The organism is Glutamicibacter sp. NPDC087344, from assembly GCF_044744225.1.
In the GTDB taxonomy this organism is placed as follows: domain Bacteria; phylum Actinomycetota; class Actinomycetes; order Actinomycetales; family Micrococcaceae; genus Glutamicibacter.
This window is the reverse complement of record NZ_JBIUXY010000001.1, coordinates 471,834-497,551: the sequence shown is the minus strand read 5'-3', so window position 1 is coordinate 497,551 and position 25,718 is coordinate 471,834. Positions and strand designations below refer to the sequence as shown.

Sequence of the window (25,718 nt, the reverse complement as noted above, 5' to 3'; positions counted from 1 at the left end):
TGGCACCAACGCGGAGAATAAGGAAGAGCTGCCCCATGTTTGAATCCGTCAAGTCGCTACTTGAGGAGCACGCCGAGATTCAGGCGAAGCTCTCCGACCCGGCGGTCTACGCCGACCAGGCCCTGGCCCGCAAGCTCGGACGACGCTCCGCGCAGCTCAACGGCATCGTCGAGGCATACAACAAGTGGCACACCGCCACCGATGATTTGGAAGCGGCCAAGGAGATGGCCGACGAAGACCCGGATTTCGCCCAGGAAGTCGACGATCTCACCCAGGCGCTGCCGGTCCTGGAGGAGAAGCTGCGCCGCCTGCTGATCCCGCGCGATGAGAACGACGTGCGCGACGTGATCCTGGAGGTCAAGGGCGGCGAAGGCGGCGATGAGGCTGCGTTGTTCGCCGCTGACCTGTTGCGGATGTACACCCGCTTCGCGGAGGCCAAGGGCTGGAAGGTCGAGATGATCTCCTACAACGAGTCCGATCTGGGCGGCTACAAGGACGCCCAGGTGGCCATCAAGGGCAAGTCCAACGACCCGGCCGAGGGCGTCTACGCGCACCTGAAGTTCGAGGGCGGGGTGCACCGTGTGCAGCGTGTGCCGGTGACCGAATCCCAGGGCCGCATCCATACCTCGGCCGCCGGCGTGCTGGTGCTCCCCGAGGTCGACGAGCCCGAAGAAGTGGACATCCACCAGAACGATTTGAAGATCGACGTCTACCGTTCCTCGGGCCCCGGCGGACAGTCCGTGAACACCACCGACTCCGCGGTGCGCATCACCCACCTGCCCACCGGCATCGTGGTCGCCATGCAGAACGAGAAGTCGCAGATCCAGAACCGCGAAGCCGCCATGCGCGTGCTGCGCTCGCGCCTGCTGGCGCACCAGCAGGAGATCATCGACGCGGAGAACTCCGCTGTGCGCGCCAGCCAGATCCGCACCATGGACCGTTCCGAGCGCATCCGCACCTACAACTACCCGGAGAACCGCATCGCGGATCACCGCACCGGCTACAAGGCCTACAACCTGGACGCGGTGATGGACGGCGACCTGCAGCCGGTCATCGAATCGTGCATCCAGATGGATGAGGAAGAGCGCCTGGCCGCGCTGGGCGAGTAAGCAGCGCCCGCGTAGCCGTGCAGAATTCCGAACCTGAGCGTAAACTATCCGTGGCGCGCCGCGCGGGGCTGGCACAGCTGGCCGCCGCCGGGGTGCCCAGCCCCGGAGCCGACGCGGACCTGATTTCCTGCCATGTGCTGGGTATCAGCCGAGCCGAACTGAAACTGCGTGAATTACGCGGGGATGCGTTCACCGCCGCGCAGCACACCCGGTACCTGGATTTGCTCGCGCGCCGAGCGGCGCGCATTCCCTTGCAGCACCTGACCGGCGAGGGGCATTTCCGCTACCTGACCCTGAAGGTCGGGCCAGGGGTGTTCTCCCCGCGCCCGGAAACCGAGACAGTGGTGCAGCTGGGCCTGGATTTCCTGCGAGAGCATGGCATCCAGGCTCCGCGCTGCGTGGATCTGTGTTCCGGCTCCGGGGCCATCGCCGCGGCGCTGGCCAGCGAGGTCCCGCACGCGCAGGTGTGGGCCGTTGAACTCTCCGACGACGCCATCGGCTACACCCGGGCCAACTGCGAGCCGCTGGGCGTCACGGTATTGCACCGCGACGCCACCGACCTGCCGGAAGTGCTGCACGGCACCATGGACCTGGTCATTTCCAACCCGCCCTACATCCCGCCCAACGCGGTGCCTCGCGAACCCGAGGTGCGCGACCACGACCCACAGATGGCCCTCTACGGGCTGGGCGAGGACGGCCTGCAGATCCCGCGGGCCGTCGCCGCCCAGGCCCTGCGCCTGCTGCGTCCGGGCGGGCTGTTTGTGATGGAGCACGCCGAGGTGCAGGAAAACGCCGCCGCGCAGCTGTTGCGCGAGGCAGGCTTCGCCTATGTGGCCGGGCACCCGGATTTGTCTTCACGCCCGCGCTCCACCAGCGGCCGCGCGCCGCGCTGAACTATCCACCGACCACCCCACATGAAAGAATGATCCCGTGAGCACACGATTTTTGGTCAGCAACGAGCAGGAACACGCTGCCGGTATTCAAGCCGCGCGCACCGCGCTGTCGGCTGCGCGGTGCATCGTCCTGCCGACCGACACGGTGTACGGGATCGGCGCCGATGCGTTCAGCGCCCAGGGGGTGGCGATGCTGCTGGCCTCCAAGGGGCGCAGCCGCACCATGCCGCCGCCGGTACTGATCTCCCAGGCCGCCACCATGGACGGTCTGGCCCGCGACGTGCCCGAGGACGCTCGCAAGCTCGCCGACGCATTCTGGCCCGGCGCATTGACCCTGATCCTGCAGGCGCAGCCGTCGCTGACCTGGGATTTGGGGGAGACCCGCGGAACCGTGGCGCTGCGGGTTCCCAACGACGACACCGCCTTGGAGTTGTTGAAGGCCACCGGTCCGCTGGCGGTATCCTCCGCCAACCGCACCGGAAAGCCGGCGGCAACCACGGTGGACGAAGCCATCGAGCAGCTGGGCGAATCGGTGGATGTCTACCTGGACGGGGGCTCGCGCGCCTCGCAGGATGGCACTCAAAGCCTGCCCTCAACCATCGTTGACTGCACCGGTGAGCGGCTTAGGGTGGTGCGCGCCGGTGCCATCTCCATCCAGGAGCTGCGTGTGGTTGTCCCCGCACTTGTTGATCTGGGTCAGGATAGCTCCGGCCAAGGCGCATGAGAAGCTATGTCCTGCTGATCGCGTTCAGCTTCGCGGTTTCCTTTTTACTCACCCCGATCGTCCGCTCCGTGGGCGAGAAGTTCACCGGCAACCAAAAGGTGCGCGCCCGCGACCAGCACGAGAAGCCGATCGTCAAATTCGGCGGTGTGGCGATCATTGCCGCCTTCGCGCTGGGATTAGGGCTGGCCAGCCAGCTCAACTTCTTCCACGGGGTATTCTCCAACAACAAACCAATCACCGGGATCGTCCTGGCGCTGCTGGTGATCCTGATCCTCGGATTAGCCGATGACATGTACGACCTGCGCTGGTGGATCAAAGCCGGCGGCCAGGTGGGGGTCGGCGGCATCATCGTCGCCCATGGCATCGTCATCCAGTCCTTGCCCGTGGGCTCATGGCAGATCGAGCACACCTGGATCCAGGTTGCCATCACCATCTTCCTGATCGTGCTGACCATGAATGCGATCAACTTCTCCGATGGGCTTGATGGCTTGGCCGCTGGGTTGGCCGCCATTGGCGCCGCCACCTTCTTTGTGTACTCCTACATCCTGGCAACCCATGTCAGCGCCGATGATTACGCCAACATGGGTGCGCTTTTGTGCTCGTTGCTGCTGGGGGCTTGTTTGGGCTTCCTGCCCCATAACTTCAACCCCGCCAACATCTTCATGGGGGAGAGCGGGGTGCTGGCCATCGGCATGATCCTCTCGGTGGCCACCATCGCTGTCACCGGCGACGTGCAGGGGCTGGAAGCCCAACGCTTCCGCAACATCCCGGCCTACATGCCGATGCTGCTGCCCATGGTCGTCGTCTTCCTACCAGTTCTAGACCTTGTGCTCTCGGTCCTGCGACGCCTGGCCAACAAACGCTCACCCTTTTCGCCGGATGCCAAACACATCCATCACAAGATGCTCGCCCAGGGGCATTCGGTACGCCGCGCGGTGATCCTGCTCTATCTGTGGTCCGGGTTCATCGCCGTGTCGGTGGTCTCGATCGCATTTATCCCGGTGGTTTTGATGGCGCCGATCGCCATATTGCTTTTTCTTGGTGTGGGTCTTGCCACGTGGAAGCCGCTGGTGGTCGACCGCATCCGTGCGCTACGGGCGAAACTGGCCAAGTAGCCAATCTCAATGAGATGAGCCTCAGCTAAAGCAAACTGTTTCTATCTCGTGTAGAATTCAATGTGGATCTACTCCCCGAACAGTTTGTTTGCTGGGGGTTTTGAGTTTCATCAGCATCGATAGGTGCATCATGGGTCATCGATTTAGGCAAAGAAAGGATGCGGACTTGGCTTCTAGTTCTGCCCGCGTCGCTCTTTCGTCTGGTTCGAGATCCATTTGGTTGCCGATTTTGGGCCTTTCCTTGGTGTACTCGATCATAGCGACAGCCGTCTTTTTCCTGATTTCTTGGCTTGTCGCCGATCTTGAGTACGCGCTATCTGGCGCGCTTGCCGCCGGTGTGGTTATTGGCTTTTTTGCTATTGGCATTCTGATCGCTGAAGCTGCAGGGCGAGTTCGCCGCTCGTGGGCCATGCCCGCGTTTTTGGCAACATTCGTCATAAAGGTGTTCGGCGTCGCCTTCGTTCTGTTGAACCTGGGATTGCCCGATTGGGTAAATCGTCAGGGTTTCGTACTTGCTGCAGCCGTATCCCTTGTTGCCTGGCAGATTGGTGAGGTGCGCGCCTTCATGAAGGCACGCCTTGCCATCTACAACGAGGAATAGGACTTAGAGCTCTGACTCTTATGTCAGAGAGATGCTGTGAGTTTGATAAGCTTACTAACGGGTCATTTTCGGCCGTGCGCGTAATCGCACGCGGGTGAATCGGAATCATCCTCAGGGGAACCTGTGGATGCCACTTGTCAAAGTTGACGCCATCGGCGGCAGCTGTGGGAAGTACCCGTTTGATCTTTTCTTCACACGGTGAAAGGCAGTTACCGCCAGTCACCGCCTTTTGCCCGTGACCGTTACTGCAGAGAGGACAGCGCGTTGTTCGCGTTTGCGCTCCCAATGGCCTCAGAAGAAGGCGGATTTATCCCGCCAACCGTGTCCGATACCCACCTTCCAGAGATTTTCCCTTGGTTGGCTGAGTACGGTACGGGTTTCGGCAAGCAGATGCTCATGATCGTACTCTCGATCGTGCTCATCACTTGGTTCTTCACCGCAGCTATCAAGAACCCTAAATTGGTTCCAGGCAAGATGCAGTACCTCGCTGAATCCGGCTACGCCTTTGTGCGTAACGGCATCGGCCGCGACATCATCGGCGAAAAGAACTTCCGTCCTTGGATTCCGCTGCTGTTCGCGACGTTCTTCTTCGTCTTGCTGAATAACCTCTTCGGCGCCATCCCGTTCCTGCAGCTTCCATCGTTCTCACACGCTGGTTCTGCATACGCAATGGCAATCATCATCTACGGCACCTGGATTGCCGTGGGTCTGAAGAATCACGGTATTCGTTACTTCAAACTGGCAGTTACTCCAACGGGCGTGAGCCCGGTGATGCTGATCCTGCTGGTGCCTTTGGAAATTATTTCGAACTTCATCGTCCGCCCGCTGACGCACTCGCTGCGTTTGATGGCGACGATGCTGGCAGGCCACATCATCGTGATGCTGGCAGCCTCGGGTGCACGCCACTTAATCGTCGTTCAGGATTCGTTGGCACTGAATGGTGTTGGCGTTCTGGTGATCGTCGGTTCGGTAGCTATGTACTTCCTCGAACTGTTGATCATGGTTCTGCAGGCGTTTGTGTTTACGCTCCTGACCGCGATCTACATCCAAGGTGCGCTTGAAGCCGACGCCCACTAAGGCCATTTCTTCTTTACTCAAACCCAATAGTTCTTCCTTGGTTCAGTCAAGGAAAACCTCACAACCTACCGGCAACAAGCACGGTATCTTGAAAGGAATAATCGCATGAGCGGCTCCCTGAATATGATCGGTTACGGTCTGGCAGCAATCGGTTCGGCTATCGGCGTTGGTCTGATCTTCGCTGCTTACATCAATGGCGTTGCACGTCAGCCAGAAGCACAGCGCATCCTGCAGCCAATCGCAATGCTTGGCTTCGCACTTGCTGAAGCACTGGCCATCTTGGGCCTGGTTTTCGCCTTCGTTATCAAGTAAGTCCTTCCCGGCTGTAGTGGCCTCGCCACTATCGCGAGGCATACACACAAGTGGAAACTAATAGATAAGGAATGGTGAGTATGAATAGCACTGACTTCATCCTCGCTGCGGGCGAATCGGCCAATCCGCTGATGCCAAATCCGTGGGAAATTCTCGTCACGGGTGTTGGTTTCGCGGTCCTTCTGTTCATCGTCATCAAGGTAATTGCTCCGAAGTTCGAGCAGTCCTACGAAGATCGCGTCACCGCGATCGAAGGTGGCCTGGAGAAGGCCGAGGCAGCACAGAAGGAAGCAGAGGAGACCTTGGCACAGTACAAGGCCCAGCTTCTGGAAGCTCGCACCGAGGCCAATCGCATCCGCGAGGAAGCTCGCAGCGAAGGTGCTCAGATCCTTGAGGATCTGAAGACCAAGGCAACCGACGAGGCTACTCGCATCAGTGAGCAGGCTCAGCGTCAGATCCAGGCCGAGCGCACCGCCGCTCTGTCGTCGCTTCGCACCGATGTGGGCACTTTGGCCACTGAACTTGCAAGCAAGATTGTTGACGAAGCTCTGAAGGACGATGCCCGTGCCCAGCGCGTGGTTGATCAGTTCCTGAACGATTTGGAAGCTCAGCAGAACGCAGGTGCATCGAACTAATGGCAAGTGTATCGAGCGAGTCATTGGCAAAGGCTTTGGAGTTCCTGGAACCCAAGCTGGCACCGGCATCTTTGGAGCTGCCGAAGGAACTGTTCGCGGTCCTGGAAGTACTGGATGCAAATGCCGGTCTTCGCCGAGCATTGACTGATCCAGCCCGTGAAGCTGCCGAAAAGGCAAGCCTGTTGGCGCAGCTGCTGCGTGGGAAGGTGTCGGCTGATACCGAGGCCACCCTCGCACAGCTGGCTTCCACCCGCTGGAGCTCGGAACGCGACATTAGCGATGCGCTCGAAACGCTGGCTGTCACTGCGGTGACCGCAGTGGCCGAGCAGCAGGACGGCGCTTCGGGGCTGGCCAAGCTGGAGCAGGATCTGTTCTCCTTCATCGAGGTGGTTCGTTCTAACCACGAACTACAGCGTGCGTTGGATGATGCGCAGGCCCCAGCCGAGGCAAAGAGCGCTTTGGCGCTCAATCTCGTGCCCAACGCGTCGCGGACCGCGCAGGTGTTGATCTCCCAGGCAGTTTCGGCCCCTCGCGGGTTGAAGCCCATTGCTCTGATCGAGCGTTTCGTTGAGCTCGTGGCTAAGCGCCAGCAGCGCTGGATCGCTTCGGTGACCAGCACTGTGAAGCTTTCCGAGGCCCAGCTTCAGCGCTTGGAGACCAGCCTGAATAAGGTTTACGGTCGCCAGCTGAAGCTTAACGCCACTACCGACCCGTCGTTGATCGGCGGCCTGGTAGTCAAGGTGGGCGACGAAGTCGTCGACGCTTCCGTGGCATCTCGTGTGGCCGAGTTGCGCCGCGCCCTGGCCAGCTAGGACTTTTGCCAGGGGCTGACCCCTGGCAAAAGTTCCGGCTAGCCGGGACCAACACAGACTTCATTCACATCGATCCGCCATTGATTTGCGGTGGATCACAATTTAGGAGAGCAGGGACTGCAGATGGCCGATTTGACCATCAATGCCGACGACGTCCGTAATGCCCTAAACGAGTTCGCATCTTCCTACGAACCGGGTAAGGCAGAGCGCACCGAGGTGGGACGCGTTGTCGCAGCAAGCGACGGCATCGCCAAGGTGGAAGGTCTTCCTTCCGTCATGGCCAACGAGCTGCTGAAGTTCGAAGACGGCACCCTGGGCCTGGCCCAGAACCTCGACACCCGTGAAATCGGCGTCGTGGTGCTCGGTGACTTCACCGGCATCGAAGAAGGCCAGAAGGTCGAGCGCACTGGCGAGATTCTCTCGGTTCCAGTAGGCGACGGCTTCATGGGCCGCGTGGTTGACCCGCTGGGTGAGCCACTGGATAACCTGGGCCCGATTGAGGCCGAAGGGCGCCGTGCACTGGAGCTCCAGGCACCTGGTGTTACCGAGCGCAAGTCGGTTCACGAACCGCTGCAGACCGGCATCAAGGCCATCGACGCCATGATCCCGATCGGCCGCGGCCAGCGTCAGCTGATCATTGGCGACCGTCAGACCGGCAAGACCGCAATTGCTGTCGACGCCATCCTGAACCAGCGCGCCAACTGGGCCACCGGCGATCAGACCAAGCAGGTTCGCTGCATCTACGTTGCAGTGGGCCAGAAGGCTTCGACCATCGCAGCCGTGCGCCAGACCCTCGAAGAGCAGGGCGCCTTGGAGTACACCACCATCGTGGCCTCCCCGGCATCCGACCCTGCCGGCTTCAAGTACCTGGCACCATACGCAGGTTCGGCCATCGGCCAGCACTGGATGTACGGTGGCAAGCACGTTTTGATCGTGTTTGACGACCTGTCCAAGCAGGCTGAAGCCTACCGCGCCGTGTCGCTGCTGCTGCGCCGTCCGCCAGGACGCGAAGCTTACCCGGGCGACGTTTTCTACCTGCACTCCCGTCTGCTTGAGCGTTGCGCCAAGGTTTCGGACGAGCTGGGCGCAGGTTCGATGACCGGTCTGCCGATCATCGAAACCAAGGCCAACGACGTCTCGGCCTTCATCCCGACCAACGTCATCTCGATCACCGACGGCCAGATCTTCCTGCAGTCGGATCTGTTCAACGCCAACCAGCGCCCAGCTGTCGACGTGGGTGTCTCGGTTTCCCGCGTGGGTGGCGCCGCTCAGGTCAAGGCCATGAAGAAGGTTTCCGGTACCTTGAAGCTTGAACTGGCTCAGTACCGCGACATGCAGGCCTTCGCCATGTTCGCCTCGGACCTGGATGCCGCTTCCAAGCAGCAGCTGACCCGTGGTGCACGCCTGATGGAACTGCTCAAGCAGGGCCAGTACCAGCCGTACGCCGTCGAGGATCAGGTTGTTTCCGTGTGGGCCGGCACCAACGGCTACCTGGATGATGTTCCGGTCGAAGATGTACTGCGCTTCGAGCGCGAGTTCATCGACTACCTGCGTCACCGCACTGAGGTGCTGACCGTTCTGGCTCAGACCGGCAAGCTGGAGAACGAGACCGTCGACGCCATGAAGGCAGCTATCGCTGACTTCAAGGCCGGTTTCTTCGGCCAGGGCGATGACCAGCTGGTTGCTGCCGGACACGAAGAGCACGATGCTCTGGATGCCCAGTCCGTCGACCAGGAACAGATCGTCAAGCAGAAGCGCTGACAATTTCCATAACGTTTAGGGGTACGGTGCCGGATTCGGCGCCGCACCCCAAACGTTGGGAATAAGGAAAGGACACACATGGGAGCCCAGATTCGGGTCTACCGCCAGAAGATTGCCTCGACCTCGTCGATGCGCAAGATCTTCAAGGCGATGGAACTGATCGCTGCATCCCGCATCGGCAAGGCACGTAGCCGTGTTGCGGCTTCGCTGCCGTACGCCAATGCGATCACCCGTGCAGTTACCGCCGTCGCGTCCCAGGCCGATGTTGAGCACCCGCTGACCACCGAGTCGGACAATGTCCGTCGCGCGGCAGTGCTGGTGATGACCTCGGACCGTGGACTCGCCGGGTCCTACTCCGCCAGCGTTCTGAAGCAGGCAGAGCACCTCGTGGAACTCCTGCGTGAGGAAGGCAAGGAAGTCAAGACCTACTTGGTCGGGCGCAAGGCCCAGGCTTACTTCGATTTCCGTTCGCGCGAGTACGCCCGAGTGTGGACCGGGAATACCGATTCCCCGCAATTTGAAACCGCACGCGAGCTGCGCGAAATCCTCCTTGAGGACTTCGCTAACGATTACGAGCAGGGCGGCGTGGATGAGATCCACGTTGTATACACCCAGTTCAAGTCGATGGTCACGCAGGAACCGACGGTTATCCGTCTGTTGCCGTTGGAGGTTGTCGAGGGTGAAACCGAGACTCCTACCGACGAGTTGTTGCCACTGTACGAATTCGAGCCATCGCCGGAGGAAGTGCTGGATGCACTGCTGCCGCGTTACATCGATTCGCGTCTGTTCAACGCCCAGCTGCAGGCCGCAGCCTCCGAGCTCGCTGCCCGTCAGCGCGCCATGAAGGCCGCGGGCGACAACGCCGGCGAGTTGATCAAGAAATACACGCGACTGCGTAACAACGCCCGTCAGGCTGAAATCACCCAGGAGCTTTCGGAAATTGTTGCCGGCGCCGACGCGCTGAACGACTAATTTCCCAATCGCTCCGACCAGACAAGAAGTGAGAAAGATGACTGCCCAACTCAACGAGCAGGTTACCGCAGGGGCCACCGGTCGTATTGCCCGCGTGATTGGCCCGGTCGTGGACGTCGAGTTCCCTGCCGATGCACTGCCTGCAATCTACAACGCACTCACCGCTGAGCTGACCCTCAATGGTGTAACCAAGACCATCACCTTCGAAACCAGCCAGCACCTCGGTGACGGTCTGGTTCGCGCCGTATCGCTGCAGGCCACCGATGGCCTGGTCCGCGGTGCCGCTGTGAAGGACACCGGCGCTTCGATTTCCGTCCCAGTTGGCGACGGCGTCAAGGGCCACATCTTCAACGTGCTGGGCGATGCCCTGGACGTTGACAACTCGGAGATCCAGGTCACCGAGCGCTGGCCAATCCACCGCCAGGCACCGAAGTTCTCGGATCTTGAGGGCTCGACCGAGATGCTGGAAACCGGCATCAAGTCGATCGACCTTCTCACCCCGTACATCAAGGGTGGCAAGATCGGTCTGTTCGGTGGTGCAGGCGTGGGTAAAACCGTGCTGATCCAGGAAATGATCACCCGTGTGGCACGCAACTTCGGTGGTACCTCGGTATTCGCCGGTGTGGGCGAGCGCACCCGTGAGGGTAACGACCTCTGGGTCGAAATGGACGAGGCAAACGTTCTGAAGGACACCGCCTTGGTGTTCGGCCAGATGGATGAGCCACCAGGAACCCGTCTGCGCGTGGCACTGTCCGCTCTGACCATGGCGGAATACTTCCGCGATGTGCAGAACCAGGACGTGCTGCTGTTCATCGACAACATCTTCCGCTTCACCCAGGCCGGTTCCGAGGTTTCGACCCTGCTGGGCCGCATGCCTTCCGCCGTGGGTTACCAGCCGAACTTGGCCGATGAAATGGGTCTGCTGCAGGAACGCATCACCTCGACGAAGGGCCGCTCGATCACCTCGATGCAGGCAGTTTACGTCCCGGCCGATGACTACACCGACCCGGCACCGGCAGCGACCTTCGCCCACCTGGATGCAACCACCGAACTGTCGCGTGAAATCGCCTCGCGTGGTCTGTACCCGGCAATCGACCCGCTGACCTCGACCTCGCGAATCCTGGATCCGCAGTACATCGGTCAGGCTCACTATGATACGGCCATCCGCGTGAAGGCCATCTTGCAGAAGAACAAGGAACTGCAGGACATCATCGCGATCCTGGGTATCGACGAACTGGGCGAAGAGGACAAGGTCGTCGTGGCACGTGCACGTCGTATCCAGCAGTTCCTGTCGCAGAACACCTACACCGCAAAGCAGTTCACCGGTGTCGAGGGTTCGACCGTTTCCATCAAGGACACCATCGAGGGCTTCACCGCCATTTGCGATGGCGACTTGGACCACATCGCAGAGCAGGCGTTCTTCAACGTCGGTGGTTTGGACGACGTAGAGCGCCAGTGGGCTGAGATCCAGAAGGCCAGCAAGTAACCATGGCCGAACTTCAGGTCGAAATCGTCGCGGCCGACCACTTTGTGTGGTCGGGCCCGGCGAAGCTGGTCAAGGCTCGTTCGGTAGACGGCGAGATCGGAGTTCTGCCCGGTCACGTTCCGATGCTGTCGGTGCTTGCCGCTGGGGATCTGGAAATCGATCCGGTTTCCGCGTCCCGCTTCACGGTCCAGATCGATGGAGGCTTCTTCTCGGTTGACTCGGATCGTGTTGTGATCGTTGCCGACAACGCTGTGCTTCACGACGCAGCGTAGGCGATGAATTGATTGAGATTACCGCACCAGTTCTCATAGCGCTGCTGGTTCTAGCCGGCATCGTGCTGTTTTTTGGTGCCATGGCGGTACGCCGCATTCAGTTGCGGCGTACGCTAGGCACCTTCGACGCCTCCATCCTCACCCCTGCGGGCAAATGGATGATGGTGATCGGCCGCTACGGCGGCGGACATGTAGACCTGTTGCGGTTTTTCTCTGTCTCCCCGATCCCCAGTTTTGTGGTTGAACGCCGCGGACTGGACGTCACGGGGTGGCGACGGGCGGACGAGCACGAGGCCCAACGGATCCCTCCGGGTTTTGTGATCGTGCAGCTCACCCGCAACGGTGAGCCCCTGCTGCTGGCGATGGACTACCGGGATTACACCGGTTTCTCCTCCTGGATCGAAGCAGGACCGATCGCCGGTTCCTGGCAGATCTAAATACTTTTGCTCCCGCCTCGGCGCGGCTGTTCCCTCGCGGAACGGCAGCGCCGGGGCGGGAGTTTTTCTCGTTAAGACGGCGGCAGCCCGCCGCGCCGGAACGTTCCAGCGCGGCAGGCTTGGGGCTGCTCGGCTTGCGGGTTAGAGCAGTTCTCCCTTGCGGAAGGTCTGCACCAGCTGCAAGTGCTCATCAAGCACCAGCACGTCGGCGGCGAAACCATAGTGCAGGGAGCCGACCTCGTCGGCCAGGCCGATCTGGGAGGCCGGATTGACCGTGGCCGCGTAGACTGCCTGGACCAGGGGAATCCCGGTGGACACCGTGGCCTGGAGAATTTGCAGCAGGGTGGCCGTTCCGCCGGCCAGCGATCCGTCCTTGGCCAGGCGGGCTTGCCCGTCGGCGACGATCACCTCCTGCGGACCCAGCGTGTAGCTTCCATCGGCCAACCCGGTGGCGGCCATCGAATCGCTGACCAGCAGGATGTTGCGTGCACGCACCAGGTTAAACATCAGGCGCACGGTGTCGGGGGACAGGTGCACCCCGTCGGCAATCAGCTCAACGTAGGCGTCCGAACGCTGCGCGGTTTCCAGGCAAGCCCCCACCGGGCCCGGTTCGCGGTGATGCAGCGGCGGCATGCCGTTAAAGAGGTGGGTGACGGTTGGTTTCTCGGTAAAACCGTCCACCCCGGCGCTGCGCAGCTGCTCGCGGGCGAACAGCAACGAATCTGCGGTGACTTGCGCGGAGGCATCGGTATGGCCCAAGGACGGCACAATGCCGTAGGAGACCAGCTGGCTGATGAGCTCGTCGGTTCCCTCAAGCTCCGGCGCGTAGGTCATGGTGCGCAGCTGCCCCCGGGACGCGGCGAAAAGCTCGTCGACGAACTCCGGGTCGGGGTTGCCCAGGTAGCGCGGGTCCTGGGCGCCGCAACGCGCCGCGGACAGGAACGGTCCTTCGGCGTGGATTCCGGCGATCTGTCCTGCCTCGGCGAATTCTGCAAGGATCTCCGTGGCCTGAATCATGGCACCGCGTTCGGCGGTGACCAGGGAAGCCAATAGGGTGGTTGTTCCGGCCTTATGCAAGAATTCCAGGGCCGCGGTCACGGCCTGATGCTCCGGAGCGGCGAAATCCGCACCGAGCGCCCCATGGCAGTGCAGGTCGATCAGGCCGGGGATCAATACCGCACCCTCGGGGACCGGGTGTTCGGGAAATTGCTCGGCATCCTCCCGCAGCAGGAAGTCGTCGCGGTTGCCGGCGAAGGCGATGCGGTCATCTTCGATGGCCAATGCGCCGTCGGTGACCTTCATACCGTCGGAGACCAGGGTGGCGAACATTACTAAGCGCGAAGCAGTCATGCTCCTAGCTTAGGCGTGTTTCACCCGGAAATTACGGAAATTGCCAGAAGTTCGGCCCCCGCGATGTCTGGGCGCGGCGGGCCCGGAGTCCTGAGGCCGGAACCGGCCCTGGGCGGCCTTTTCGCAAAACTCTCGTGCCGGTGCAGCGCTGCACTCTCTGGTGGCACCGCCACGGCACTCAGGCTGTTCCAACGGCGCGATTGTTAAGCCTGATGAACTTGCCTGTTCGCCCTGGATGAAATCTGGAGCGTTCGGTGCAAGCCCACCCGGAGGATCAAGGGGCTAAAAAAGCCGGCCTTCGGAGTCGTCCACTCCGCGCATGGCGTCGTAATCTAGGGTGAGGCAGCGGATACCGCGGTCCTCGGCCAGGGTGCGGGCCTGCGGTTTGATCTGCTGCGCGGCAAACACCCCGGACACGGGTTTGAGCAGCGGATCGCGATTGAGCAGCTCGAGGTAGCGGGTGAGCTGTTCCACACCGTCGATGTCTCCGCGGCGTTTGAGTTCCACCGCAACACTCGCTCCGTGCCCGTCGCGGGCCAGGATGTCCACCGGGCCGATGGCGGTCATGTACTCGCGGCGAATGAGCTTGTGCCCGGGCCCGAGCAGATCGATCTGTTCGGCCAGCAGGCGCTGCAGATCGGCCTCCACGCCGTCCTTGATCAGGCCCGGATCGTTGCCCAGCTCATGGGCCGAATCGTGTTCGATCGAGTGGAAGTGGATGGTCAGCCGGTCATCGGTTTTGGCGCTGGCAACACTCCAGGTGTTCACCGCGCCCAGGGCCGCGGCGTCCTCATCGGGGGCGACCTCGCGCAGCGTCAGCGGCGGGTTCATCCAGTTCAGGGGCTTGTAGCTGCCGCCATCGGAATGGATCAGCACCGAGCCGTCGGCCTTAACCATAATCAGGCGGGTCGCCAACGGGAGGTGGGCCCGCAACCGGCCTTCGTAATCTACAGAACACTTCGCAACCACTAAACGCACCTGACACACTCTACTAGGGATATGAGCTCGGCGCCCGCGCAATACGGCATGATTAAAGACATGCCACGCTCTAACCGCCCCCGCCGCAGCTCCAATCCCCGAGGAAACTCCAGGGGCCCATCAGGTGGGGGATCGCGGTATAGCCAGGATTCGGATGATGAGTACGGCGCGGGAAACCGCGAGGATGAGTGGATGCAGCGGGCGCGGTACGGGGTGGTGATGCTGCAGGACGCGCCGGACGGGCAATGGCATGTGCGCAAGATTTCGGCGCTGAATGCCCAGAAGACCTACACCTGCCCGGGGTGCCACCGGCAGATCACCGTGGGGGTGGCCCACCTGGTGGCGTGGCGGGCGGATCACTGGTCTGGCGACGACGCTGCGGCGACGGCCCGGCGGCACTGGCACCCGCGGTGCTGGGAGACCCGTTCGTACAAGTACTGACCGCGCCGAAGGGCAACACACCTGGCAGCTGATTCTGCCGGCCGGCGACGGCGTGTGGTGCTACAGCCGATCCTGGCGGGCGATGAATACCTCGCGCAGCAAAATCATCGCACTGGCGGCTACCGGAATGGCCATCAGCGCCCCGGTGATCCCGGCCAGCGTTCCACCGGCGATCACAGAGATCACCGCGACGGCTCCGGGGACCGCCACCGCCCGGCGCATGATGCGCGGCGACACGAAGTAGGCCTCCAGCTGCAGGTAACCGAAGTAGCACAGGGCGTAGATCAACGCGGTCTGCCAGCCCAGGGAGAGTGTCACCAGGGTCACCAAGATTCCGGCGATGACGCCTCCGACCAACGGGATGAACGCGAGGATCGCTACGGCCAAGGTGAGCAGGGCCGCGAATGGCACCCCGAGGATGGACATCAGGATCAGCGCGACCAGCGAGTTCAAGAAGGCCACGGTGGCCTGCCCCATCACGTAGTTGCCCACGGAGCGGGTAATGCGCACCGCGAGCTCGCCGACTCGTTCGCGTTTGGACCGCGGGGCCAGGCGCAGGCCGAAGGACATGATGGTGGGCAGCGAGGCCAAAAAGTAGATGGCCAGCACCAATACGATCAAGATGCCGAACATCGACTGGGCGACGGTTTGCGAGACGCCCAGCACTCCGCCGAAAACATTGGTGATCGCTCCGGAATCTCCGAAAAACCGATTCACCTCTTCGTCCAGGCGCTGCGTCAGGGCATACTGCCGGTCGATCTGCACTAGCCATTCGCTGTTCAGGAAGTTGTTGATGATGGTTGGAGCATCGGTGATAAAGGAGGTGATCTGGGTGACCAGCGTCGGGATGATCAGCGCCATGAACCCGCCAAACAGTGCCAGGATGCCAAACATTGTGGCGGTGACAGCCAAGGGGCGGCTCAGGCCCTTGGAAACCATCCAGCGCACCACCGGGTCCAATCCCAGGGCGATGAACAGCGCGATCGAGATCCACGTGATCAGTGAGCCGACGTTGGTCAGGACGTAGTAGCCGCCCAGGGCCAGGCCTACCCCGATGGTGCCCAAGAACCCCATGGAAATCGGGTGCAAGGCGGCGATCGGATCCGGGGCGTCCTGATCGTCGTGCGGCTCCTCGCCAAGCGCATCGCTGCGCCGCGGGGTGTTGAGCATGGAGGCCAGTCGCCGGGAGAATCGTCGGCGCAAGGATGCTCGCGGTTTGCCGGGCGCCTCGTCGTCTTCGGCTGGGTGCGGCGCGTGCTGCTCGCGGTAGCTGGGATGGGGCCCGGCGCCACCGGGCTCGGGCGAACCTGGTGCATGCGGGTGCGCCTGTTGCGGGGTCGGGAAGGACGCCTGCTCATGATTCTGGCGCCGCGTGTGAGGGTGCAGCGGATCGGCCGGGGACGGAGAACGTCGTCCGCCCGATTCCCCCGGTGAGGAGGAGATCGGCCCGGTGCGCTCGGCTGGTTCGGAGGGCTCGTGCGGCTGATCTGACTGCATGGCACTGAGCATACCGCGCCCAGGGCAATTCCGGTGTGCCCAAAGACACCGCGGACTTGGGTAATTGAGCCAGTTCACAGGTGCTGTGAGGAACCATGCGGCGGTACAACTCGTTAGACTGGGGATAGTACAGCTGTGAGACGTAGGTGAATAGGTGAAATCGTGCGAAAAGTAATCTCCGTGATTGCGATGTTGCTCGGGGCGGCGGCCCTGGTAGTAGGCATCGGACAGAAGACCTTTTGGGCTCCGCCCGAAACCGTGACAGCCAGCATGCCGCAGTTTGATTCCCAGGCTCCGCTGACGCTGATCGAATCCAGCGTGAACTCCGCGGATCTCGCCCCGGTGGAGCTGGTGATCACCGGCGAGGGCGAATTCACCGCTTCCCTCGGTCGCAGCTATGACGTTCAGGCGTGGGTCGGCAAGACCGCTCATGCCCAGGTGACCGGAATCGATACCGTCAACCACCAGATGCAGGCGACCTTCGTCGAGGGGGATGCCAGCGCGCCGGATCCGCAGACCTCTGACATCTTTTTCGACTCGCAGACCGCTGACGGAACCATGACCTACCGCTGGACCGCCCCGGATACCGGAGATTGGTCCCTGCTGCTGGCCGCCGGAGGCAAGGACGCCGCCCCGGTTGACATCTCCGTCACCTACGCGAACGATGAAGCCATGCCATTTGCCCTCCCGCTGATCATCGTTGGTGCCCTCTTGCTGGTCTTCGGGCTGGCTCTGTTGGTGATGCGCACCGGCAAGCCAGGTACCGCCGCGCCGGCCAAAACCAAAACCACCACCCAGAACTCGGTGGCTGGGGTTGCGGTGCTCGCGTTGGCGGTTTCCGGGGTTGCGTTGCCGATGGCACCGTCTGACGATGCGTCGTCCTCGCCGATCTCAAACACCACGCAGAGCGCTTCGCCGAGCGCCAGCGACACCGCTTCGCCGAGCGCGAGCGACACCACTTCGCCGAGCGCGACCGAAAGCTCCACCGCGACCGCTACCGATCAGGCCAGTGAAACAGCCGAAGAATCGGCGGCAACCGATTCCGAGCCAAACGCCTTCCCGGTCGTCACCGAGGAGCAGCTCACCCGGATCTTGGCCGATGTGCAAAAGCAGGTCGGTGCAGCCGATGAAAAACGTGATCCAAAACTGCTTGAATCCCGGGCTGCCGGCGCCTTCAAATACATCCGCTCCAGCCGCTACGACATCCTGAATGATGACATCAAGGTCGCGAAGCCGCTGGCCCTGAACACCTCCGTGATCCGCTCGGCCGCCGTGCCCAACACGTCGGATGCAAGCTTCCCGCGGGTGATCACCGTGGTGACCGCGAAGGACTCGGACGCCGCGACCCTGCCGCAGGCGCTGACCCTGGTGCAGGCCACCGCGCGTGATAACTACCAGGTGATTTTCGCCGAGCAGATGCTTCCCGGAGCGAGCTTCCCCGGGATCGCGGTCGGAGACCCGTCGATCAAGCAGCTGGAACCGGACGCCGAGGGGCTGCAGCAGACCCCCGAGGCGGCGCTGAAGTCGCTGGCGGACGTGCTGACCAACGAGAAGTCCAAAAACGCGGACCAGTTCGCAGAGTCCGAATTCATCAAGGCGATCCACGCGGGGCAGAAGTCCGAGTCGGAAAATGCCAACGAGGCGAAGGTCAAGTACTCGCGGACTGTGACCGCAGGGGATACCCGTGTGCTCTCCACCCCGGACGGCGGAGCGATCGTGACCGGGAAGCTGAACCAGCGTGCGGTCTTCGAGCGCACAGAGGACGCGGACCCGCTGGAAGGCACCGACGAACTGACCAAAAAGCTGCTGGGCAAGTCCAGCTCGACCGGCGATGTTGAAATCAACTACGCCGAACCGGTGATGTTCTACCTGCCTGCCGAGGGCTCAGAGGATAAGATTCAGCTGATTGCGGCCGAGGTAGTGCTGCTGAACGTGAAGGAAGTGAAGTAACCGTGAGCGAAGAACCAACGATCCCGTCCTCCCGTGGCGCCGTAGACCTCAGCGCGTTGTCGTCGCACCGTTTGCAGCCCACCGATACCGACACGCCGCTAGCCGGCGCGAGTTGGACGATGGAGCTGGACGAGGCCGCCTTCCAGCAGTTTGTCGCCCTCTCACAGCGGGTTCCGGCGATCGTCTCCCTGGGCTCGCCCCGGGTAGCGGCCTCAACCGAGCTGGACGCCTCGCTGCGCAAACTTGTTGATGCGCGCGGCGGTAAGTTTGTGCTTGGCCTGGTGGACGCCGAAGCGCGCCCGCAGATCGCCCAGGCATTCCAGGCCCAGCAGATCCCGCTGGTGGTGGCCCTGATCAACGGCCAGCCGGTGCCGCTGTTCCAGGGGCCTGCGGGCGAGGAACAGATCGAGCAGGTGTTCGGCCAGCTGGAAACCCTTGCCGCGCAGCAGGGTCTGGGCGGCACCGTGCCGCCGTTCGCCGGGACCGCGCAGGAGCCGGCTCTTCCTCCATTGCACCAGAAGGCGATCGACGCGATCGAACAGGGCGACTACGCCGCGGCGGAAGCCGCCTACATGCAGGCCCTGAATGAGAAGCCGAACGACCACGAAGCGCAGGTGGGCCTGTATCAGGTGCGTCTGCTCTCGCGCACGCAGAACCTGGATTTGAATCAGGCCCGCGAGCAGGCGGCATCGAACCCGGATGACCTCAACGCCCAGCTGAACGTCGCTGATCTGGACATCGTCGGCGGACATGTGGAGGATGCGTTCTCTCGCCTGGTTTCCTTGGTTGCGCGTCTGGCTGACGAAGACCGCGAGCGGGTTCGTCGCCGGTTGATCGAGCTTTACGCGGTGATCGGCACCAACGATCCACGGGTCGCCGCCTCCCGGCAGAAGCTGGCGCGAGTGCTTTTTTAGGAGTTGTTTCCGCCATCGGCCACTGCGCTGTTCGAGATTCGCCATAGGATTCGGGCAGCGCAGTGCTGTATCTGGACTCCAGCGATTTGGCCTCAGCTGAGTGCTGGTGCCACTGCGGATCACTGCGAATCTTCCCTATGCCCCGCACTTAGCGATGGTGTTGAATTGGTGTACAACTTCGGGCAGTGAGGCGGGAAACAATGGCAGGTAATCCAGATCGGCCATGGTCGCAGGACAGCAGTGACGAATTCGGCCGCGAAGCCACGAGATCGATATTTTATGAAATTGAGGCGACCCAGATTCGCTTTTGGGGTACGTGCCCGGCGTGCACCCACGAATTCGAATACTTCTGGCCGCTTCAGCTGGTTATCGCGCTTGACCAAGAACCTAGCGACCCCGTGGTGATGTGCCGTTGCAAGGCCAATACGCACGCAGGGAGGCTGCCCGGCGAATTGTCCGGTTGCGGCGCTTACTGGAAATCACGGGTAGTGACGTGAACGGGGCTCGACATCCTGGATCGGGATCTGGCGCCAGCCCCGAGGAATTGGATTATGCCAAGAAGACGCTTCAAGCTCGCAGCGTGGCGTTGGAAACGGTTCGAAGCAGCGCGGCAAAATGGCATGCCGGACTCTCTGGACTGCTCGGCGGTGTTTTTATCGCCAGCGGTGTAGGGCTGCGCAGCACCTTGGCCGAGTTGGCCCATCCTTGGCCGGTTATTGTTGCACCTTTGCTACTTGTGGCTCTTGGCACCGCATTCGCCGGCCTCTACCTTGCCTTGCACGCCGCCGGGGGTGCACCCCGGCTGATTTCTACCGCTCGGTGGCGGGACAATGACGGTCATCTGGCTGCGGCCAAGGCCGTAAGGCAACTGCGTATGGCGAGATGGCTGACTGCATTGTCAATCGCTGCATTTCTTATTGCGTTGTTGACGACCTGGTTTGCGCCTCCGCGAACGGAATTGGTGCTGGTCGATACCGTCGGTACCGAACAGTTCTGCGGTGAGGCGGAACTGACCGATTCGTTGCTGATTGTCGCTGACTCAGCCGGTGCGGTGCGAGTGTTCCCACTGGAAACCCTCGCACGGTGGCAGAGTGTGGATTCATGCCCAACGCCGTGAGCGCATGAGTTGCCCAGCTTTAAACCTAGTACCTGATGCGCCGTGCCTGTTCGGGCTGGCGTGGACCCGCGGATCAGTCACAAGGACTGCCAGCTTGCAGGGTTAATTCAAAAGGATGATGCCCGATGACTTGGGGCGTTGCTAGGCTCGAGTCATGAATCCGATCGCATTAGATATCCGCTCCCTAGCCAAGCAGTTTGGTTCCAAGGTTGCCGTGAACAACGTCAGCCTGCAGGTTCCTGCCGGCTCCTTTTACGGGCTGGTCGGGCCCAACGGCGCCGGCAAAACCACGATGCTTTCCATGGCCACCGGCTTGTTGCGCCCCGATGCCGGGTCCGCGCTGGTCAATGGGATCGACATATGGCAAGAACCGCATGCGGCCAAGGCTACCTTGGGTGTGCTAGCCGATGGCGTCCGCCAATTCGACCGGCTCACCGGCAGGCAGCTGGTGACTTATTCCGGATTGCTGCGCGGTATGGACCGTGACGAGGTGGCCGGGCGTACCGAAGATTTGTTGCGGGTCATGGACCTGGTGCAGGACGGCGACAAGCTGGTGGTGGACTACTCCGCAGGTATGACCAAAAAGATCTCGCTGGCCACCGCGATGATCCATTCGCCGAACCTGTTGGTGTTGGACGAACCGTTCGAGGCGGTTGATCCGGTCTCCGCGGCCAACATCCGCGACATCCTGAACGGCTATGTGCAGCTTGGCGGCACGGTGATCGTCTCTTCGCACGTGATGGACCTGGTTCAGCGTATGTGTACCCATGTGGCGGTCATTGCCGAGGGTGTGCTCAAGGCCCAGGGGACCGTCGATGCGGTGCGTGAAGGGAAGTCCTTGGAGGAACGCTTCGTGGATTTGGTTGGCGGACGAGGTACTAATGAGGGGTTGTCATGGTTGCGCACATCCTCAAACTAAAACTTCGGCTGCTGGGCAACGGGTTCAAACGTTCAACCGCTCAACTGGTCGGCGTGATCATCGGCGGACTGTACGCCCTGGGGATGATCGTGCTGCTCACCGGCATCAGCTGGTTCTCGGCGGAGCAGAATCCGTTTCCCGGGCAACTGACCGTCATCATCGGCTCGGCCGTGGTGCTGGGCTGGGCGATCATCCCGCCGCTCCTGACCGGTGTGGATTTGACGTTGGAACCGGCGCGTTTTGTGCACTTCGGGATTCCGACCAAGGTCCTGGCTCCCGCGTTGGTGCTCGCCGGTTTCATTTCTGTGCCGGCGCTGCTGACGTTCCTGGGATTGCTGGGCGCCTCCATGATGTGGCGGACGGATCCGGCAGCGCTCATTCTTGCGCTGATTGCGGCGGTTGCCACGGCGGTGATGGCGGTGTTGGTGTGCCAGTACCTGACGATCATGGCGACCGCGTTGCGGGCCAAACGGCGGTTCCGCGAACTGACCTTCGCCCTGTTGTTCCTGCTTTTGGTTTCGGTTGGTCCGCTGCTGTCCTCCGTCTTCGCGGCCGCGGAAAGCATCACCGACTGGATCAACCCGATTTCCGCGGTGCTCGTCTACACCCCGTTGGGTGCGTTCGCGGCCCTGCCCGGCGCGTGGGCGGCGGGAAACTACGCGCAGTTGGCGCTGTGTGCGGTATTGGGCGTGGTGTACCTTGCGGGGCTTTACCTTTTGCTGGTGCGGGCCACCGGGGCCGCTACCGTGGCACCGCCACCACAGCAACGCGCGGCAACCGCCCGCGGATTGGGAGTTTTTAAGGTCGTCCCCGCGACTCCTACCGGTGCAGTGACTGCCAGGGCGTTGGTTTACTGGCTCAAGGACCCGCGGTACGCCATTGGGGTATTGATGGTGCCGATGCTGCCGCTGATTTTCTGGTTCGTCGGGCGCCAATCTGGCGACTACACGATGATGTTCCTGCTGGGCCCGTTGATCGGGATCTTGCTCGGCTTTTCGATCTCCGCGGATATCTCCTACGACAACACCGCGTTTGCGCTGCATGTGCTGACCGGGGTGTCGGGACGGGCTGATCGTGCCGGGCGTGTGGCAGCGTGTTTCAGCATCGGTATTCTTCCGTTGCTGTTGGCCGCGGTCCTGCCACCGGTGTTATCCGATCAGCTGTGGAGACTGCCGGGCGATTTGGGGCTGTCGTTGGCCGCGTTCATGATCGCTTTGGGTGTCGCTTCGGTGGCTTCGGCCCGCTACACCTATGCGGTGCCGCTGCCGGGGGACAACCCCATGAAAACCCCTCCGGGCAACGGGTTGCGGATCGCGCTGACGCAGTTGGGCACCATGGGTGTTATGGCCGTGCTGCTGATTCCGGTGGTGATTCCATATGTCATCGCCTGGGCGCAACAGTCCCAGGGCGCCGGATTCATCGCGTTGGGAGTGGGATTGCTCCTTGGATCAGGCTTGCTGATCGGCGGGATTGTCCTGGGCGGCAAATGGTACGAACGCCGCCAACCAGAGCTTATGCAAGCGGTCATGATCAATCGCTGACCGCGCCAAAGGGTAGGGGCTGCACAACGAATACTCGTTGTCCGGCTCCTACCCTTTTGCTGTGAGCCAGAGTCAACCGGTTGAGAATTCCTCGGGTAACTCAATACTCGTCGGCACCCCCGGCGGACTGTAATTACGCCGCAACCGCTGCACCGGATCCCGATCCCTCGGCAACAACACCCACGGCAACCCCCTCACCCACACAACCTTCACCACCCCATGATCAAACTCAATATGATGGCTCTTGCACCCCGGAACGATCCGATCCAACCGGGTATGCCCACCCAACGCATACGGATCAGTATGGTGGAACTCCAGCACTTCAACCTTCGCCAAACACCCCGGCACCAGGCAATACCGGTCCCGCGCCAACACCGCACGCTGCAGCACCTTAGGCACAAACCGTTGCGCCCGCCCAAAATCCAGTAACACGCCCTCGGCGTTGAATACCGCAGGAATCAGATCCGCCTGGCACAACAACTCTCGTAACGCCGCCGGAGGTAAATCCACCCCATGAGCGGTCTGCGCGGTGGACCTGGCCAAATCTTTCAGGTCATCGATCATCATGTGGGCGACCACGACCGGGCGCAGCCTCGACGACTTCCGCGGCGGCGGGGCAGGGGGTGCCCCATCCACAGGTCCGGTGTCCGGATCAGTTTCCTGGTCTGGGTCTGGGTCTGGGTCGAAAAGTGAACCTTGGACCGGCACGCCACCCTGGACGCTCACGCCACCATCTTTGACGGGGCCGCTAGCGGGGTCGTTCGCGTCCAGCAGGATCTCCAGTAACGCGTTCAACGCCCGTTCGGGCGGGGTCGCTTCGGGAATGAACAGGTCATCATCATCCCAGGAGAACGGTTCCGCGTCGTCTGGGAGCAGGTCTTGGATGGACCAGGCTCCTTGACCGTCGGGGCCTGCTCCGTGAACCGATCCCGGTTCCGTCTCAGTGGTGCCAGCGGTCGAGTCAGTCCCAGTCTCAGTCGTGTTATTTCCGGTGCTCGCACCGGACTCAGCGCCGGTCGTGCCGGTTCCGCTAGTGGCCGTGCTGTTTTCAGCCTCCGTGGCCTCTGCGGTGCTGCATTCAGCATCACTCGTACTGCCGTTGGCTGAACCGGCCTCAGAGTCGGTGGTTCCGGTCTCAGAGCTGGCCGTGCCGGTCCCGGCACTGTTCGCAGTATCCGTAGTGCGATTATTGTTGCTGTCTATGCCGGTCTCGGCTTCCGTAGCGTCTGCAGTGCTGTTATTCGCTGAACCGGCCTCAGAATCACTCGTGCCGGTCTCAGAACTGCTCGTGCCGCTGGCGGCCGTGCCGTTTTCAGCCTCCGCGGCCTCTGCGGTGCTGTTCCCAGCTTCTGTAGTGTCGTTGGTGGCTGGGGCAGCATCATTCATGCCGCTGGTGGCTGAGCCGGCCTCAGAATCACCCGTGCCGGTCTCAGAGTTGTTAGCCGTGCTGGCGTTACTCACATTGCTCGCGCTACCGGTCGTGCCAGCATCACTCGTGCTCGTGCTGGTGTCGGGGTCCTGCGGACCCGCAGCGCCAGCCGTGCCCGCAGTACCAGCAGGAGGCTGGTTCGGATTATCCGCCGGATCCCTGAAAAACGAATCACCCGGCACCGGAGCACCAGACCGGCCACCCTTCCCGGTGCTCGACCCGGCAGGCGGGGAAGGAGCAGCACTGGCAGGATTCCTCCGCGCCGCCCGACCCGCCCGCGTACTGGCCTTACTCGCCGAAGCACACCACGAATCCACCCACGCCCCCTCCGCCGTCGACAACCGCAGCAAAAACTCCCGGAAATACGGGCTACGAATCGGCAACGCGAACAGCCCCCGCCGCAACGACGCCGGAGGAACCGGACCACCCTTGTTAATCGCCTCCAAAATCAGGGTCGAAACCTTCTTCACCGCCGCCATCGGAATGAACTCATCCGCAAGGACCTCAGCAGCGTGTTCCTCCACGGTACGCCCATCAGCATGCCTCAACGTCGGAGACGTCGCAGCGCCTTCAAAGGTCAGATCCGCGGGTTCCACCTTCGCCAGTTTCCGGCTCACCGCCCGCACCGCGGCCGGGTCCATGCCCGGGGTGAACAACAATACGGACAAATGCTCAAACCGTGGGGGCACCCTGGCGCCGGTGAAGTCTTTGCGACCCACCAAATCCAACGCGTCAGCCACCATCCGGTGGGTGTGGGCGTAGGGGATGCGGCCCCACGCGGCAAGGAGTTCCTCGGGGTTGCGGTAGCAGTTACGCCCGGTCGAACGCACCGGGGTGGTGCTGGTGTCTGCCGGGTGCTCCCGGAGGGTGTCGAGCTCACGTTGGGCCAGGGTGTGGGCGGCGGTCGCGTTGGCTCGTTCGGCGGCGACCAGTTCCATGCGGGACGCTTCGAATCCGAGGTGTTGCGCGGTGGACGCCAGTTCCAGGGCGAGCCTGGGGTCGGTGGTGGTGGCCAGGGATTCACGCAGCAGGGCGAGGGTGTCGAGCAGGGTGGTGGCTAGGGTGCGCAGGCTGGTTCCGGACAGGCAGAGGCCATCGAGGGACGGGTCCAGGTGTTCGAGGACCTCGTTCAGGGTGTTCAGGCCTTGGGCCAGTGCGCTGTTCATGACTCTAGTGAACGATGCCCAGGTGGTGGGTGTGGTGGGGTGGGTGCGGATTGTGGACAAACACCAAAAACTTTTTTGTGAAAGCTGAACCGGACGTGGATGTGGGACACGGCACTGACCGGAAAGCCACGGTGGGCGGCGACGGCTTCGAAGTGGTCGAACGCCGGTCAAAGGGTGCATGACTAGGTGGAATCGAGGGCCGGGGTGGCG

24 protein-coding genes are annotated in these 25,718 nt (G+C 62.0%); 20 read left to right on the top strand and 4 right to left on the bottom strand.

The window, feature by feature from the left end:
• The first annotated feature begins 35 nt into the window (after nucleotides 1-35).
• From prfA to ACIOWL_RS02130, 14 genes are all read left to right on the top strand, one after another.
• A complete protein-coding gene (prfA, locus tag ACIOWL_RS02195) occupies nucleotides 36-1,109 on the top strand; it encodes a peptide chain release factor 1 (RefSeq protein ID WP_400381125.1) in 1,074 nt (357 codons plus the stop codon).
• Nucleotides 1,110-1,126: 17 nt separating this feature from the next.
• Complete coding sequence (prmC, locus tag ACIOWL_RS02190; RefSeq protein ID WP_400381122.1) at nucleotides 1,127-2,002, top strand: peptide chain release factor N(5)-glutamine methyltransferase; 876 nt, start codon at nucleotides 1,127-1,129, stop codon at nucleotides 2,000-2,002.
• A gap of 37 nt (nucleotides 2,003-2,039) precedes the next feature.
• Nucleotides 2,040-2,726: an L-threonylcarbamoyladenylate synthase gene (locus ACIOWL_RS02185; protein WP_400381119.1), complete on the top strand. Its 687-nt coding sequence runs from the start codon at nucleotides 2,040-2,042 to the stop codon at nucleotides 2,724-2,726.
• Nucleotides 2,723-3,841, top strand: a complete 1,119-nt coding sequence (locus ACIOWL_RS02180) for an MraY family glycosyltransferase (protein ID WP_400381116.1) — start codon at nucleotides 2,723-2,725, stop codon at nucleotides 3,839-3,841. Before ACIOWL_RS02185 ends, ACIOWL_RS02180 begins: the two co-directional genes overlap by 4 nt.
• Before the next feature lie 166 nt (nucleotides 3,842-4,007).
• Nucleotides 4,008-4,442: a hypothetical protein gene (locus tag ACIOWL_RS02175; protein ID WP_400381114.1), complete on the top strand. Its 435-nt coding sequence runs from the start codon at nucleotides 4,008-4,010 to the stop codon at nucleotides 4,440-4,442.
• 285 nt (nucleotides 4,443-4,727) lie between these two features.
• On the top strand, nucleotides 4,728-5,519 hold the full coding sequence (atpB, locus tag ACIOWL_RS02170; RefSeq protein WP_400381111.1) for a F0F1 ATP synthase subunit A: 792 nt from the start codon (nucleotides 4,728-4,730) through the stop codon (nucleotides 5,517-5,519).
• Between the two features lie 105 nt (nucleotides 5,520-5,624).
• On the top strand, nucleotides 5,625-5,831 hold the full coding sequence (locus ACIOWL_RS02165) for an ATP synthase subunit C (RefSeq protein ID WP_022876338.1): 207 nt from the start codon (nucleotides 5,625-5,627) through the stop codon (nucleotides 5,829-5,831).
• An 80-nt stretch (nucleotides 5,832-5,911) separates the two neighbouring features.
• Nucleotides 5,912-6,466: a F0F1 ATP synthase subunit B gene (locus ACIOWL_RS02160; protein ID WP_400381108.1), complete on the top strand. Its 555-nt coding sequence runs from the start codon at nucleotides 5,912-5,914 to the stop codon at nucleotides 6,464-6,466.
• Entirely contained in the window at nucleotides 6,466-7,278 is an 813-nt protein-coding gene (locus tag ACIOWL_RS02155; protein ID WP_400381105.1) for a F0F1 ATP synthase subunit delta, read from the top strand. The genes ACIOWL_RS02160 and ACIOWL_RS02155 overlap by 1 nt, the downstream gene beginning before the upstream one ends.
• Nucleotides 7,279-7,401: 123 nt before the next feature.
• The gene (atpA, locus tag ACIOWL_RS02150) at nucleotides 7,402-9,039 is read left to right on the top strand and encodes a F0F1 ATP synthase subunit alpha (RefSeq protein ID WP_400381103.1); all 1,638 of its coding nucleotides are present in this window, start codon (nucleotides 7,402-7,404) and stop codon (nucleotides 9,037-9,039) included.
• A 78-nt stretch (nucleotides 9,040-9,117) separates the two neighbouring features.
• The gene (locus ACIOWL_RS02145; RefSeq protein ID WP_400381100.1) at nucleotides 9,118-10,011 is read left to right on the top strand and encodes a F0F1 ATP synthase subunit gamma; all 894 of its coding nucleotides are present in this window, start codon (nucleotides 9,118-9,120) and stop codon (nucleotides 10,009-10,011) included.
• A 37-nt stretch (nucleotides 10,012-10,048) separates the two neighbouring features.
• The gene (atpD, locus tag ACIOWL_RS02140) at nucleotides 10,049-11,497 is read left to right on the top strand and encodes a F0F1 ATP synthase subunit beta (RefSeq protein ID WP_047118751.1); all 1,449 of its coding nucleotides are present in this window, start codon (nucleotides 10,049-10,051) and stop codon (nucleotides 11,495-11,497) included.
• Nucleotides 11,498-11,499: 2 nt separating this feature from the next.
• Nucleotides 11,500-11,769 carry a F0F1 ATP synthase subunit epsilon gene (locus ACIOWL_RS02135; protein ID WP_400381096.1) on the top strand — a complete coding sequence of 90 codons (270 nt, stop codon included), beginning with the start codon at nucleotides 11,500-11,502 and terminating at the stop codon, nucleotides 11,767-11,769.
• Nucleotides 11,770-11,777: 8 nt separating this feature from the next.
• Entirely contained in the window at nucleotides 11,778-12,206 is a 429-nt protein-coding gene (locus tag ACIOWL_RS02130; protein WP_400381094.1) for a DUF2550 domain-containing protein, read from the top strand.
• A 141-nt stretch (nucleotides 12,207-12,347) separates the two neighbouring features.
• Here the strand turns inward: ACIOWL_RS02130 and nagA are convergent, their stop codons facing one another.
• Both nagA and nucS read right to left on the bottom strand, forming a co-directional pair.
• Nucleotides 12,348-13,556, bottom strand: a complete 1,209-nt coding sequence (gene nagA / locus ACIOWL_RS02125) for an N-acetylglucosamine-6-phosphate deacetylase (RefSeq protein WP_400381092.1) — start codon at nucleotides 13,554-13,556, stop codon at nucleotides 12,348-12,350.
• Nucleotides 13,557-13,838: 282 nt separating this feature from the next.
• Entirely contained in the window at nucleotides 13,839-14,534 is a 696-nt protein-coding gene (gene nucS, locus ACIOWL_RS02120) for an endonuclease NucS (protein WP_400381090.1), read from the bottom strand.
• A gap of 60 nt (nucleotides 14,535-14,594) precedes the next feature.
• Between nucS and ACIOWL_RS02115 the strand changes: the two genes are divergently transcribed.
• Complete coding sequence (locus tag ACIOWL_RS02115) at nucleotides 14,595-14,975, top strand: ATP/GTP-binding protein (RefSeq protein WP_400381088.1); 381 nt, start codon at nucleotides 14,595-14,597, stop codon at nucleotides 14,973-14,975.
• Between the two features lie 60 nt (nucleotides 14,976-15,035).
• Here the strand turns inward: ACIOWL_RS02115 and ACIOWL_RS02110 are convergent, their stop codons facing one another.
• Entirely contained in the window at nucleotides 15,036-16,472 is a 1,437-nt protein-coding gene (locus tag ACIOWL_RS02110) for an AI-2E family transporter (RefSeq protein WP_400381085.1), read from the bottom strand.
• 162 nt (nucleotides 16,473-16,634) lie between these two features.
• On the opposite strand from ACIOWL_RS02110, the gene ACIOWL_RS02105 reads away from it, so the two are divergent.
• From ACIOWL_RS02105 to ACIOWL_RS02085, 5 genes are all read left to right on the top strand, one after another.
• Nucleotides 16,635-18,422, top strand: coding sequence for a hypothetical protein (locus ACIOWL_RS02105; RefSeq protein ID WP_400381083.1), 1,788 nt, complete (start codon nucleotides 16,635-16,637; stop codon nucleotides 18,420-18,422).
• A gap of 2 nt (nucleotides 18,423-18,424) precedes the next feature.
• Complete coding sequence (locus tag ACIOWL_RS02100) at nucleotides 18,425-19,336, top strand: co-chaperone YbbN (RefSeq protein ID WP_400381080.1); 912 nt, start codon at nucleotides 18,425-18,427, stop codon at nucleotides 19,334-19,336.
• A 580-nt stretch (nucleotides 19,337-19,916) separates the two neighbouring features.
• Nucleotides 19,917-20,453, top strand: coding sequence for a hypothetical protein (locus ACIOWL_RS02095; RefSeq protein WP_400381077.1), 537 nt, complete (start codon nucleotides 19,917-19,919; stop codon nucleotides 20,451-20,453).
• A gap of 154 nt (nucleotides 20,454-20,607) precedes the next feature.
• Nucleotides 20,608-21,372, top strand: a complete 765-nt coding sequence (locus ACIOWL_RS02090; protein WP_400381075.1) for an ABC transporter ATP-binding protein — start codon at nucleotides 20,608-20,610, stop codon at nucleotides 21,370-21,372.
• Entirely contained in the window at nucleotides 21,348-22,913 is a 1,566-nt protein-coding gene (locus ACIOWL_RS02085) for a transporter (protein ID WP_400381072.1), read from the top strand. The genes ACIOWL_RS02090 and ACIOWL_RS02085 overlap by 25 nt, the downstream gene beginning before the upstream one ends.
• A 72-nt stretch (nucleotides 22,914-22,985) precedes the next feature.
• Here ACIOWL_RS02085 and ACIOWL_RS02080 read toward each other — a convergent pair whose 3' ends face one another.
• Nucleotides 22,986-25,508, bottom strand: coding sequence for a hypothetical protein (locus tag ACIOWL_RS02080; RefSeq protein ID WP_400381069.1), 2,523 nt, complete (start codon nucleotides 25,506-25,508; stop codon nucleotides 22,986-22,988).
• Between the last annotated feature and the right edge of the window lie 210 nt (nucleotides 25,509-25,718).

Bases quoted from the DNA above. Each gene is read 5' to 3' on its own strand.
- prfA (WP_400381125.1), top strand. From the start codon at position 36: ATGTTTGAATCCGTCAAGTCGCTACTTGAGGAGCACGCCGAGATTCAG.
- ACIOWL_RS02180 (WP_400381116.1), top strand. From the start codon at position 2,723: ATGAGAAGCTATGTCCTGCTGATCGCGTTCAGCTTCGCGGTTTCCTTT.
- atpB (WP_400381111.1), top strand. From the start codon at position 4,728: ATGGCCTCAGAAGAAGGCGGATTTATCCCGCCAACCGTGTCCGATACC.
- ACIOWL_RS02165 (WP_022876338.1), top strand. From the start codon at position 5,625: ATGAGCGGCTCCCTGAATATGATCGGTTACGGTCTGGCAGCAATCGGT.
- ACIOWL_RS02160 (WP_400381108.1), top strand. From the start codon at position 5,912: ATGAATAGCACTGACTTCATCCTCGCTGCGGGCGAATCGGCCAATCCG.
- ACIOWL_RS02155 (WP_400381105.1), top strand. From the start codon at position 6,466: ATGGCAAGTGTATCGAGCGAGTCATTGGCAAAGGCTTTGGAGTTCCTG.
- atpA (WP_400381103.1), top strand. From the start codon at position 7,402: ATGGCCGATTTGACCATCAATGCCGACGACGTCCGTAATGCCCTAAAC.
- ACIOWL_RS02145 (WP_400381100.1), top strand. From the start codon at position 9,118: ATGGGAGCCCAGATTCGGGTCTACCGCCAGAAGATTGCCTCGACCTCG.
- atpD (WP_047118751.1), top strand. From the start codon at position 10,049: ATGACTGCCCAACTCAACGAGCAGGTTACCGCAGGGGCCACCGGTCGT.
- ACIOWL_RS02135 (WP_400381096.1), top strand. From the start codon at position 11,500: ATGGCCGAACTTCAGGTCGAAATCGTCGCGGCCGACCACTTTGTGTGG.
- nagA (WP_400381092.1), bottom strand. From the start codon at position 13,556: ATGACTGCTTCGCGCTTAGTAATGTTCGCCACCCTGGTCTCCGACGGT.
- ACIOWL_RS02115 (WP_400381088.1), top strand. From the start codon at position 14,595: ATGCCACGCTCTAACCGCCCCCGCCGCAGCTCCAATCCCCGAGGAAAC.
- ACIOWL_RS02110 (WP_400381085.1), bottom strand. From the start codon at position 16,472: ATGCAGTCAGATCAGCCGCACGAGCCCTCCGAACCAGCCGAGCGCACC.
- ACIOWL_RS02090 (WP_400381075.1), top strand. From the start codon at position 20,608: ATGAATCCGATCGCATTAGATATCCGCTCCCTAGCCAAGCAGTTTGGT.
- ACIOWL_RS02085 (WP_400381072.1), top strand. From the start codon at position 21,348: ATGGTTGCGCACATCCTCAAACTAAAACTTCGGCTGCTGGGCAACGGG.
- ACIOWL_RS02080 (WP_400381069.1), bottom strand. From the start codon at position 25,508: ATGAACAGCGCACTGGCCCAAGGCCTGAACACCCTGAACGAGGTCCTC.